This window comes from Paludibaculum fermentans (assembly GCF_051172195.1).
Taxonomy (GTDB): Bacteria; Acidobacteriota; Terriglobia; order Bryobacterales; family Bryobacteraceae; genus Paludibaculum; species Paludibaculum fermentans_A.
In genome coordinates, this window is record NZ_JBPJAQ010000001.1 from 5,487,513 (window position 1) to 5,499,353 (window position 11,841).

Annotated in this window: 9 protein-coding genes; 5 read left to right on the top strand and 4 right to left on the bottom strand. The window is 64.0% G+C overall.

The features are described from left to right. The first annotated feature begins 105 nt into the window (after positions 1–105). From ACR9Y2_RS22070 to ACR9Y2_RS22090, 5 genes are all read left to right on the top strand, one after another. The gene (locus ACR9Y2_RS22070) at positions 106–957 is read left to right on the top strand and encodes a C40 family peptidase (protein ID WP_435043822.1); all 852 of its coding nucleotides are present in this window, start codon (positions 106–108) and stop codon (positions 955–957) included. A gap of 46 nt (positions 958–1,003) precedes the next feature. Then, entirely contained in the window at positions 1,004–1,411 is a 408-nt protein-coding gene (gene nikR / locus ACR9Y2_RS22075; protein ID WP_435043823.1) for a nickel-responsive transcriptional regulator NikR, read from the top strand. A 58-nt stretch (positions 1,412–1,469) separates the two neighbouring features. Next, the gene (metX, locus tag ACR9Y2_RS22080; protein ID WP_435043824.1) at positions 1,470–2,591 is read left to right on the top strand and encodes a homoserine O-acetyltransferase MetX; all 1,122 of its coding nucleotides are present in this window, start codon (positions 1,470–1,472) and stop codon (positions 2,589–2,591) included. Then, complete coding sequence (gene metW / locus ACR9Y2_RS22085; protein WP_435043825.1) at positions 2,588–3,193, top strand: methionine biosynthesis protein MetW; 606 nt, start codon at positions 2,588–2,590, stop codon at positions 3,191–3,193. Before metX ends, metW begins: the two co-directional genes overlap by 4 nt. Positions 3,194–3,296: 103 nt before the next feature. Then, positions 3,297–6,494 carry a response regulator gene (locus ACR9Y2_RS22090; RefSeq protein ID WP_435043826.1) on the top strand — a complete coding sequence of 1,066 codons (3,198 nt, stop codon included), beginning with the start codon at positions 3,297–3,299 and terminating at the stop codon, positions 6,492–6,494. 7 nt (positions 6,495–6,501) lie between these two features. Here the strand turns inward: ACR9Y2_RS22090 and ACR9Y2_RS22095 are convergent, their stop codons facing one another. The 4 genes from ACR9Y2_RS22095 to ACR9Y2_RS22110 form a co-directional block, all read right to left on the bottom strand. Beyond that, positions 6,502–8,073: an aminotransferase class V-fold PLP-dependent enzyme gene (locus tag ACR9Y2_RS22095; protein ID WP_435043827.1), complete on the bottom strand. Its 1,572-nt coding sequence runs from the start codon at positions 8,071–8,073 to the stop codon at positions 6,502–6,504. Positions 8,074–8,184: 111 nt separating this feature from the next. Beyond that, the gene (locus tag ACR9Y2_RS22100; protein ID WP_435043828.1) at positions 8,185–8,484 is read right to left on the bottom strand and encodes a hypothetical protein; all 300 of its coding nucleotides are present in this window, start codon (positions 8,482–8,484) and stop codon (positions 8,185–8,187) included. A gap of 51 nt (positions 8,485–8,535) precedes the next feature. After that, the gene (gene thiC, locus ACR9Y2_RS22105; RefSeq protein ID WP_435043829.1) at positions 8,536–9,930 is read right to left on the bottom strand and encodes a phosphomethylpyrimidine synthase ThiC; all 1,395 of its coding nucleotides are present in this window, start codon (positions 9,928–9,930) and stop codon (positions 8,536–8,538) included. Positions 9,931–9,937: 7 nt separating this feature from the next. Beyond that, the gene (locus ACR9Y2_RS22110; RefSeq protein ID WP_435043830.1) at positions 9,938–11,530 is read right to left on the bottom strand and encodes a class I adenylate-forming enzyme family protein; all 1,593 of its coding nucleotides are present in this window, start codon (positions 11,528–11,530) and stop codon (positions 9,938–9,940) included. Positions 11,531–11,841 lie beyond the last annotated feature (311 nt).

Below are 11,841 nucleotides of genomic sequence, written 5' to 3' on the forward strand. Positions count from 1 at the left end.
GCAGCTGCGCGATGCGGGCGACAGGATTCCTTTTTCCCACCAACCAGTTACAGGACGCGCCACGGCAGATTCAAGGTGCTAAAATCCGTCGGCGGAGGAAGGTCCATGACGACCATCAACACGACGATTCCGGGGCGGGCGGCTGTCCGTGAGGCGGGTCAGGCGGTGGATCCACGTGCGCGTGTGGTCCAATGCGCCAAGAAATGGGTGAATCAGCCTTTTCGTTATGGGGTGAAGGCCCAGTGCTGCGAGTTTGTGAGGCATGTCTTCGGGCAGGCCGGCATCAAGCTGCCGGTGGTCAAGTTTCCCAGCGACTATGCCTTGCTGGTGCATGACGGGCTCTCGACGGGGGCCGGCTACGCCGACAGCCTGGCTGGCGATGAAGTGGGCCCGAAGGTGAAGCTGTCCGAGGCCCAGGCGGGCGACATCATCCTTTACAAGGACACATACAACGATGGCTGGTCGCAGGGAATCATCACCCATGTCGGCATCTACATGGGCGATGAGAAGATGATCGACCGGCCGACGATGGACGGCACGGTGCTGCACCGGTCTGTGTACACCTCGACCGGTTCGATTGCGGAGCTGCGGCGGCCGCGCCAGTTCGCCGATCCGACTACATACATCAAACTCGAAGCGGGCGTGGTGAAAGCAGCGATCAAAGGCAAGGCCGTCTATTCGCTCGAGATGGGGCTCTCCTACCTCGGAGTGGTGACGGCCATGGTCAACGGCGCACCAAGGGCTCCCAAGAGCGTGACGATCCAGGTGGTGGACTCCCAGACGAAGCAGCATCACTACTTCCTCTACGCCGAGGGGAAAGCCAAAGCCGTGGTGAACGGCCTGCCGGTGCGGACCCTGACCTGCCGGGCGAAACTGGAGGGCGGCGCGATCCACCTGTGGATGAACGGCAAGGAGATCCGGTCGAAGAGGCTGGTGTTCGAGATCGAATCGGCCTAGGCACAGCCGCTTGAGGTGTGGTGCGCGCTGCCCGATGATGGAGGGTATGGGCGAACTGGCACGCATTGGGGTTGCGATTGACGAAGAGCTGTTGAAGCGCTTTGACAACTTGAATGAGAAGCGCGGCTACACGAACCGTAGCGAGGCGTTCCGCGACCTGATCCGGGACGCGCTGATCCAAGAGTCGACGATGTCGCCGGAGGCTCCGGTGGTGGGGGCGCTGACGCTGGTGTATGACCACCACGTGCGGATGCTGAGCGATAAGCTGACCGAGATCCAGCACGACCACCACGAGGAGATCGTTTCGACGCTGCATGTCCACCTGGATCACGATCACTGCCTGGAAGTGCTGGTGCTGCGGGGGCTCTGCGGCAGTGTGCAGAAGATTGCGGACCGGCTGCTGAGCACAAAAGGGGTGCAGCACGGGCGGCTGACGCTGACGGCCGCGGGCTGAGCGGGCGGCTCACGCTACAATAAGGACCAAAGGCGCTACGCGCGCCATCGATCCTCCCATGATTGTGGAAACTCAGGTCACCCTCATCCCTTCGTTGACGCTGGATGTGGGTGAGACGCTCAAAGACGTCACCGTCGCCTACCAGACTTACGGCCAGTTGAACGCCGACCGGACGAACGCCATCCTCATCGAGCACGCCTTCACGGGCGACGCGCATGCGGCGGGCATCGATCACGAAGGCAAGCCGGGCTGGTGGGCCAATATGATTGGTCCGGGCAAGGCGTTCGACACGGACCGCTACTTTGTGATCTGCAGCAACGTGCTGGGCGGATGCCGGGGTACGACGGGGCCAAGTTCGATCAATCCGGCGACGGGCCAGCCTTACGGTTTGAAGTTCCCGGGCATCACGATCAGCGACATGGTGCGGCTGCAGAAGGCGCTGATCGATTCACTGGGGATTCCGAAGCTGCTGGCAGTGGCCGGCGGATCGATGGGCGGCATGCAGGTTTTGGAATGGGCCGTGGCGTATCCGGAGGCTGTCGAGGCGTGCCTGCCGATTGCGACGACGGCGCGGCACAGCGCGCAGCAGATTGCGTTCAACGAGACAGGCCGGCAGGCGATCATGGCCGACCCGGATTTTCAAGCCGGCGACTACTACGACAAGGCGCTTCCGGCGCGCGGGCTTTCGGTGGCGCGCATGGTGGGCCACATCACGTACATGTCCGATGAGTCGATGCGGGAGAAGTTCGGGCGCCGGCTGAGGGACAAGCAGAGCTTTGGTTACGATTTCGAAGTGGATTTCGAGGTGGAGAGCTACCTGCGCTATCGCGGCAGCCAGTTTGTGGGGCGTTTCGACGCGAACTCGTATCTCTACATCACGAAGGCGATGGATTACTTCGACCTTTCGGCGGGCTTCCCGTCGCTGGCTGCCTCGCTGGAGCGGGCCCGGTCGAGGTTCCTGGTGATCAGCTTTACGTCAGACTGGCTGTATCCTTCCTACCAGTCGCAGGAGATGGTGAACGCGCTGCGCGGCCGCAACCACGACGTCACTTACTGCGAGCTGTCGTCGAACTACGGCCACGATGCGTTTCTGGTGGACATTGGCGAGCAGACAGAGATTGTGCGAGGGTTCCTGGCGCGCTGCGTAAGGGAGTTCCGGCCGCTGGAGGTTGTGCGTTGAAGGTCACGGAAGTACTGGGCCGCACCGACTACCGCCTGATCAGTGAGTTGATTCCGAACGGGGCCAAGGTGCTGGACCTGGGTTGTGGCGACGGCGCCCTGCTGGAGTGGTTGAAGACCCACAAGCAGGTGGAGGCGCGCGGCGTGGAGCTGAAGCGGGAGCTGGTGCAGCGGGCGATTGCGCGGGGCGTGACGGTGTACCAGGGGAATCTCGAAGAGAGCCTGAAGGACTATCCTGACAAGGCGTTCGACTATGTGATCCTCAGCCAGACGCTGCAGGAGACGCTGCAGCCGCTGATGGTGTTGAAAGAGATGCTGCGCATCGGGAAGCACGCGATCGTGGCGTTTCCGAACTTCGGCCACTGGCGCGTGCGGGTGAGCCATCTACTCAGCGGGCGGGCTCCGAAGACGCATTTGTTTCCCTTTGACTGGTACGATTCGCCGAACGTCCATTTCCTGACGATCATCGACTTCGAGGAGCTGATCCGGAGGCAGGGGTGGCATGTGGAGCGCCGTTTCTTCGCGGCCGGGCACTGGGCTGGGGAGATGGCGCCGAACCTGTTCGCTGAGATCGCAGTCTACCTGTTCCGGCCCGCGCCGTAGCGGCCTTTGCCGGTTCTGACGTGCAATTGCAATACGAATCTCCTGTGGGCTAATGTAGTTCGAGGTAAGCGCCCGGATTCAGCCCAGACACTGGTACTGCCCCATGCAAAACGACCCGGCCGGCTCCGCATCCCCACTTTCCGATGAATCCGCGCGGTGGAGGCACCTGCTGGAAGCCTCCGGCGAAGGCTACTGGGATGTAGACCGGGGCGCCGGACAGGTCTTTTTCAGCCCGAAGATCCGGGAACTGCTGTGGCCCGATCCCACGATTGGCGTGGTGGACGCTGAGGGCGGTTGGCGGATGACGACCACCGAGTTTAGCCACTCAGGTCTGGTGCATCCGGACGACATGCCGCGCCTGATTGAAACGATGGATCGCTCTGCCGGTGTAGGCATTCTGGAGTTGCACCAGGAATTCAGGATGCGGCAGGCGGGCGGCGATTTCTTCTGGGTGGTGAGCCGGGGCCGGATTATGGAGGCGGATGCGGACGGAAGACCGCGGCGGGTGTGCGGCTGGCTGAGCCCGGTGGTGCGCTCAGGCGATGCGGAAGCGGCGCTGCTGGCCGTGCTCGACACCGTTTCCTCACTGACGGGTAAGCAGTATTTTGAACGGCTTGCGGTGCGATTGTCCGAGGCGCTGCACATGCGCTACTGCCTGGTGAGCGAGCTGCAGCCGGGGCCGGTTCCACGGGTCCGGTCGATCGCGTATGCGGTGGATGGCCGGGTAAGCACGGATGTCGACTACGACTTGGCCGGTACACCTTGCGAAGAAGTGGTAAACAAGGGCCTGTGCGTCTTTCCCAGCGGGGTCGCGCGGCTCTTTCCGGCGGACTCGATGCTGACGCAGATGTCGGTGGAGAGCTACCTCGGGTTGGCGCTGCGGTCGTCCTCCGGCGAGACGCTGGGCCTGCTGTCCGTGCTGGGCACGGAGCCGATGCAGGCGACCGGCTATTCGGCCGCACTATTTGAGCACTTCGGGGCACGCGCTTCGGCGGAACTCGACCGGCTGCGGGCCGAGCGGGAGAAGCTGCACAGCGAGCGGCAATACCGGCAGTTATTCCAGAAAATGCCGGCCGGCTTCGGGTTGTTCGATGCCTTCACGGATGCCGCCACGGGCGAGCCGATGCTGCGCTGGGTGCAATGCAACCCGGTGATGGAAGCGATGCTGCGCGTGCCGCTGCAGGAGGTGCTGGGGCGTACATTGCTGGAAGTCCTGCCGCATTTCGACCGCACCACCTATGGCATCCTGCTGAACGTGGTCGAGACAGGGGAAGAGCGGCAGACGATCCACTATTCCACGCGCCACCAGGCCACGCTGGAACTCAGCGCGTTCCGGCCTTCGCCCGGGCAACTGGCGGTGCTGGCGCAGGACCTGACGCAGCGCATGGAGGCGGAAGGCGCGTTGCGTGAGTCGGAGCGGCGGTTCAGGGAATTGCTGGAGTCGGCCAATGTGGCGGCCCTGATCCTCGATTGCGACGGGCGGATCCAATTCTGTAACGAGTATCTGGCGAAGCTGCTGGGTTGCGGCCGTGAGGAGATTACGGGACTGGACTGGTACCAGGAGTTCGTGCCGGAGGCTGTGCGCCGAGTGACACGCGCGCGACTGGAAGGTGTGCTCCACGGTGCGGAAGGGGCGCGGACGGGCCGCAATGAAGTGCAGTGCCGGGACGGCAAGCGGCGGCTGTTCGAATGGGACAATACGCCCCTATTCGATGCGCGGGGCGAGCCGACGGGGGTGGCGGCAATCGGCCGCGATCTCACTGACCGGCTGGCGCTGGAAGAGCAGTACCGGCAGTCGCAGAAACTGGAGGCCGTAGGCCGCCTGGCGGGCGGTGTGGCGCACGATTTCAACAACCTGTTGACGGTGATCAGCGGCTATTCGAGGCTGGCCCTGGCCAATGCGCCGGCGGGCGACACGGTGCTGCCGCGGTATCTGCAGGAAGTGGTGAAAGCGAGCGAGCGGGCGGCGGAGCGCACCCGGCAGCTCCTGGCATTTGGGCGGCGGCAGGTGATGCGGTCGCGTCCGGTGGGGTTGCATTCGCTGGTCAAGGGGCTGGAGCCCATGCTGGTGGAACTGGTGGGCGACGACATCCAGTTAGCGCTGGATCTGCGCGCCGCGCACGATGTCACACTGGCCGATCCGGGCCAGATGGAGCAGGTGCTCCTGAACCTGGCCCTGAACGCGCGCGATGCGATGCCTTCGGGCGGGCGGATCACCCTGGCGACGCGGAACGAGACGTTTGCGAAGGCGCCGGCGGGCTCGGCGAACAAGCTGGAGCCGGGCGAGTATATCCTGCTGCGCGTCTCCGATTCCGGCAACGGCATGAACGAGGAGGTGCTGGGGCATCTGTTCGAGCCTTTCTTCACGACAAAAGGCTTGGGTGAGGGCAGCGGCCTGGGGCTTTCCACGGCGTATGGGATTGTGGGCCAGAGCGGGGGCGACATCCGGGTGAGCAGTGAAGTGGGCCGCGGCTCGTGCTTCGATGTTTACCTGCCTTGCGCGGAGGATGACCAGGGCGATGGTGTCATGCCGGAAAGCCTGGAGTCGAAGCTGCCGGTGGGCGGCGGGCAGAGCGTCTTGATTGCCGAAGACCAGGAAGAGGTCCTGGCGTTCGCATCGGAAGTGCTGCGCGGTCTGGGTTATCGCGTCACTGAAGCCTGCAATGCAGAGCAGGCGCTGCACAAGGCCGAGGCTCAGGACTGGAAGGTCGATCTGCTGCTGACGGACCTCATGATGCCAGGGGCGGATGGCGGTACGCTGGCCCGTGAGCTGCGGGCTTCGATTCCGGCTCTGAAGGTTGTGTTCATGTCCGGGTATAGCGACCCGGACTCGTCGGGTGCGTCGGTGAAGGGCACCGGAGGCCGTTACCTGCGGAAGCCGTTCTCGCCCGAGGAACTGGCCTGTACGGTGCGGGAAGAGTTGGGACCTGGCGGCTGCCGGGTGCTGGTGGCGGATGACGAAGCAGCGGTGCGGCTCTACATGCGGAGCGTGCTGGAAGACGCCGGCTATGTTGTGCGGGAAGCGGCCGATGGACGGGCCGCGATGCGCGAGCTCGAAGCCGAACCGGCGGATGTCCTGATCACCGACCTCGTCATGCCCGACCAGGAAGGGATCGAGACGATCCGGCTGGCTCGCAAGGCCTTCCCTCAACTGCGGATCATCGCCATCTCGGGGGCGTTTTTCGGGCAATTCCTGAAAATGGCGGAACTGCTGGGCGCCAACGCGGTGCTGCCCAAGCCGCTGTCGCAGGCGGCCATGCTGGACACCGTTCGCGACGTACTGGGCCGGCCTCCGGAATAAGCTCGGCCTAAGCCGGTTTCACTCGGCTGGCGGTCCAGCGGGCGGTACCGTATTCCCCCATGCGCACTTCACCGCGGAGCGTTTCGCCTTCCAGCTTGCCTTCGAAAACATAGTTGAGGACGGTACCTTCGTAGCGATGGGCGCTGCGGAATTGTACGGCTGCTCCGGTCACCTCGCCGCGCAGGGGATTGCTCATCCAGGTGGTCTTGTGCGTCCCCGCGAGCCTGGCGCCATCCTGCTCGAGGATGAGCTCGTGGGTGGCGTCGCCGCGGAAGAACTGGAGGTTGACGGTCCAACGGCCGGCGACCGCCGAGGGGGCGGCGGTGGCGGCTGGCGCGGGCTCGACCTTCGGCGGATGGGCGAGTGCGGCGTGCAGCGCCTGGGCGACGATGGGCGCGTCTTCGGGATTCATCATGTAGGGCATGATGGTGACCGAACTGGCCAGGCGAGAGGGCCGTTCTCCGGTGGAGCCCGCGACGATGATGCGCGGCTGGCCGCGGTCGAGCGCCTTGGCGACCTCCTGGCCGGTGATGCCGACCTTCTCCGCATCCCATTTCAGCCGCAGGCGCGGGGCGTGGTTGGAGAGATCCTCGGGCTGGAGGATCTCGGAGGTGATGCCATCCACCTGGCTGGCCTCTTTGCGGATGGTCTCGAGCCAGCCTTCCCACTGTTTCCATTCGGCATCGTGGTCGCGGCGGACCCAGGCTTCCAGGGCGGCGAGCATGCCCATGATCTCTTCCTTGCCGACTTTGAGGGACCGGCCGAAAGCGTGATGCGGAGCGCTGTTGAGCCACGCGGCCTGCAGCAGGTCTTTGGGACCCAGCAGGAGGCCGGCGGCCTGGGGTCCGCGCATGCACTTGCCGCCGCTGTAAGCCACCATGGTCGCGCCGTGGTTGAGATGGATGTTGGGGATCGTCATGGTCTCGGCCGCGGCGTCGACCAGGACCGGCACGTTCTTTTCGCGGGCGATGCGGCAGATGACCGGGATGGTGAGGGGGCCCTTCTCGGCGGCGGGACAACTGAGGATGAGGACCATCGCGGTCCGTGGGCCGAGCGCTGCCTGGAGTTGTTCTTCCGTCTCCACCTCGACCATGGTGACGCCCAGCATGCGGGCGGCGTGGTCGTATTCATTGCGCGCGTAACGCGGCATGACGACCTGGTCTTTGAGGCCATCGAGTTTGGGCAGGCGCTGCATCTTCTCCGGATCCATGCCGGCGATGCAGGCGGAGGTGGCGTGGGTGATGGCGGCGGCGCAGCCGGCGGTGACGATGCCCCATTCCGCCTTGGTCAGTTCCGCGATGCGGAGTCCGACGGCGTCCATCAATTCATCGAGGTGGACGTAGTGGCGTGAGGCCTCGAGCATGGCCTGCTTCACCTCGGGCAGCGACTGGGAGCCCGTCAGGATGGTGAAGGTGCCGCGCGCGTTGATGAAGGGCCGGACGCCCAGGGCTTCGTAGAGCTTGCCGGGTTGGGCGGGGTCAGCCATTACGGCGGCATCCGCCTGAGCTGTCACAGCGGTGCTTGCCGCCGCCGTCGCCATCCATTGCCTGCGGTTCCAACCTCTGGGTCTGGTTGCCATATGGACTCACCTCCCGGCGGAGCGATGCCGCCGACACGCCTTGTTGGGATGAACGGATCAATGCCTTCATCAGTGTAGGCACGCGGGCAGGTGCTGTCCAGCGGCGAAATGTCAGGAGATGGAGACGATGCGGCCGCCTTCGGCCAGGACGCGGGTCATGGCCTGGGTGGGCTCCGGATCGCCGTCGACGAGGATGAGGGTGAACCAGCGGTCCTGCCAGGGGATTTCCTCGCGGTTGCCCTGGACGAACATGACGTTGGTGAGGTCAGCCAGTGCGCGGCGGGCGGCCTGGACCTGTTCGGCCGTGCCCATCCCTACTAATGCGTAAGCTTTCGCCAGATCGCGGAGGGGGGCGGTGTCCTGCAGGCAGAGCACCAGGACTCGGTCATCGGGGGTGACGGACGGGGGCATGGTGGGAGGGAAACGCGGGCGCCAGGATGATCCCGGCGCCCGTGGGGATATTCAGTCTCCGGCGATGTTGACGAGGTCGTCGTTCTTCTTGCCGTCGAGTACGGATTGCGCCTCTTCGGCGGTGAAGTCTTCCACCTTGGAGGAGATGTTGTAGGCGCAGAACTTCGGCCCGCACATGGAGCAGAAGTGGGCGTCCTTGAAGCCGTCTTCGGGCAGGGTCTCGTCGTGATAGGCCTGGGCCGTTTCGGGATCGAGCGAGAGTTCGAACTGCCGTTTCCAGTCGAAGCGGTAGCGGGCGCGGGAGAGTTCGTCGTCGCGGTCGCGGGCGCCGGGGCGATGGCGGGCGATGTCGGCGGCGTGGGCGGCGATCTTATAGGCGATGAGGCCGGCCTTCACGTCTTCCTTATTCGGCAGGCCGAGGTGTTCCTTGGGCGTGACGTAGCAGAGCATGGACGCGCCGTACCAGCCGATCATGGCGGCGCCGATGGCGCTGGTGATGTGGTCGTAGCCCGGAGCGAAGTCGGTCACCAGCGGGCCGAGGGTGTAGAACGGAGCTTCGTAGCAGAGCTCCTTTTCCTTCTCCACCTGCATCTGGATCTGGTCCATCGGAATGTGTCCGGGACCCTCGATCATGACCTGGACGTCGTAGTTCCAGGCGATACGGGTGAGTTCGCCCAGGGTCTTGAGTTCGGCGAACTGCGCTTCGTCGCTGGCGTCGGCCAGGGCGCCGGGGCGCAGGCCATCACCCAGCGAGAAGCTGACGTCGTGCTTCTGGAAGATCTTGCAGATGGCTTCAAAGTTCTCGTAGAGGAAGTTCTGCTTGTGGTTCTTGACCATCCATTCGGCGAGGATGGACCCGCCGCGGCTGACGATGCCACAGACGCGTTTGGTGGTGAGCGGGATGTGCTGGACCAGGACCCCGGCGTGGATGGTCATGTAATCCACACCCTGCTCGGCCTGCTCCTCAATGACTTCGAGCATGACGGCGGCGTTCAGGTCCTCGATGCGGCGCACGCGGCTGAGGGCTTCGTAGATGGGCACGGTGCCGATCGGTACGGGCGAAGCCTGGATGATGGCTTGGCGGATGGCGGGAATGTCGCCGCCGGTAGAGAGGTCCATTACCGTGTCGGCGCCGTACTTGACGGAGGCGGTAAGTTTCTCGAGTTCGCCGGAGATGTCGGACGTTGTCGCCGAGTTGCCGATGTTGGAGTTGATCTTGCACTTGGCCGCGACGCCGATGGCCATCGGCTCCAGGCTCAGGTGGTTGATGTTGGCGGGGATGATCATCCGCCCGCGCGCGACCTCATCACGGACGGTCTCCGGGGACAACTGCTCTCTCCGGGCGACGTACTGCATCTCCTCGGTGATTACGCCCCGGCGCGCGTAGTGCATTTGCGTCCGGATCTCGTCGTTCTTGCGCTGCTCCACCCATTGGGCTCGTTGCATGTTGCGATTATCCCACTTTCACGGTCGATTCTTGACTCTCTTCGTCAGAACCCCAACGACCTCGCGATTTCAATTGTCGCACCTCCTCGGCGGCGAGGTCCTGCAGGCGGAGAGTGTCGATCTTCGCAACACGATTCAGGGGCAGTTGGCCGGGCTCCACGACGACGTAGTGGAGGGGGCGCATGTAGGAGGTCAGGGACCGCGCGTGCTTCTTCAATTCGACGTCGGTGAGCTCGACGCCGGGGCGTTTTTCCACAAAGGCGATGATGGCTTCCACCCAAATGGGGTGTTCGACGCCGACAACGCCCACGGCGGCCACCTTATCGGACAGTTGGGCGATGTGGTTTTCCACATCCCCGGGGAAGACGGTGTAGCCGGCGGGTTTGATCACCCATTTGGCGCGGCCGGAGAAGTGGAGGCCGTCGGTATCAAGGAAACCCATGTCGCCGGTATAGAGGATGCCTTCGGTGGCGATGGCGCGGCTGGTGGCCTCGGGGTCGTTCACATAACCGGCGAAGGTCTGGGGGCCCTGGAAGCAGACATGGCCGATGGAGCCCTGGGGCAGTTCGGCTCCGGCGGCACCGCTGGAGTGCATGGCTGCACGGATGGTCATGGGGTAAATCGGCATGCCGTGCCCGATGCTGACCGCAAGGGCGTCCATGTCGCCGGTGGGTTCGGTGTAGGTACAGAATCCCGATGCTTCGGTCAGGCCGAGCCCGGTGGCGATGCGCGGCGCCATGGTTTTGAGCTTCTGGAGGAACGCAGGCGGGACGGCCTGGCCGCCGTAGACGACGATTTCGAGGCTGGAGAGGTCGCGTTTGGCGTAATCGGAATGCCGCCACTCCATCATGAACATGGCGGGGATCTGGCCCAGCAGGCGGACCTGATAGGTCTCGATTGCTTCGAGGGATTTGCCGGGATCGAAGATTTCGAGCGTGACGGCGGTGCCGCCCCAGAAGAAGGTGCTCATCAGCAGTTCGGCCTGGCCTCCGACGTGCGAGGCGGGCAGGTTGATGAGGACGTGGGAGTTGCCGAACTCGAAGGCGGCCCCGAGGCAGTAGTTCTGGGCGGTGATGCTGCCGTGGGTGAGGAGGGCGGCTTTGGGCCGGCCGGTGGAGCCGGTGGTGAAGATGACCTGGGCACCGTCCGCGGGACGGACCTCGGGCCAGGTGACGTCGGACGTGTTGCGGCGGCCGGCTTCGAGCATCTCTGAGAGCGCTGCCGCGGAGGTGATGTGCTGGCGCGGCTGGACGATCTCGAGGGAACGTGCCACTTCGGCGGGGGAGAGGCGCAGGTCCAGGGGGACGTGGATGACGCCGATCTGGAAGCAGGCGTATTCCAGGATGACGTGATCGTTGAGCAGGGGCAGGGAAGTGGCGAGATAGTCGCCTTTGCGATAGCCGCGGCGCAGCAGTTCAGCCGCCAGCGAGAGGATGTCCGCTGAGAACTCAGCCCAGGTGATGCTGGTGTCGCGAGTGGCGTTGATGAGGGCCGTCGCGTCTGGTTTTTCCGCCGCCCAATGGTGCACCGCCCCGTGGATCAGGTGCCGGTTTGTGAAAAGGCTTTCATACTCGAGCAGGGTGCAGCGCGGCAGTGGCATCTTGGATATCTTCTAAAGACAATGCTGGTGCGCGCAATCTTTTTCTTACGGCTGCCAGGCTGGGGCGAAGGGGCGGGCGAGGGGAGCAGGGCGATTGGGTTCGAATGGTAACAACCCCCGTCCGGGTAGCCAGGCACCAAAGATAGCCTCCTGCGGACGGCGGCGAAGAGCTGGAGCAGAGAAATATTCAATGGAATCAGCGGGATGAACACTGTTTCAAAAACGTGCACATCTCTTGTCACCAAATCTGCGGTTTCTGCGTCCAATGGGTTGGAACACGATGAAATCGAGGTTCCACCGTGGCATAAAAG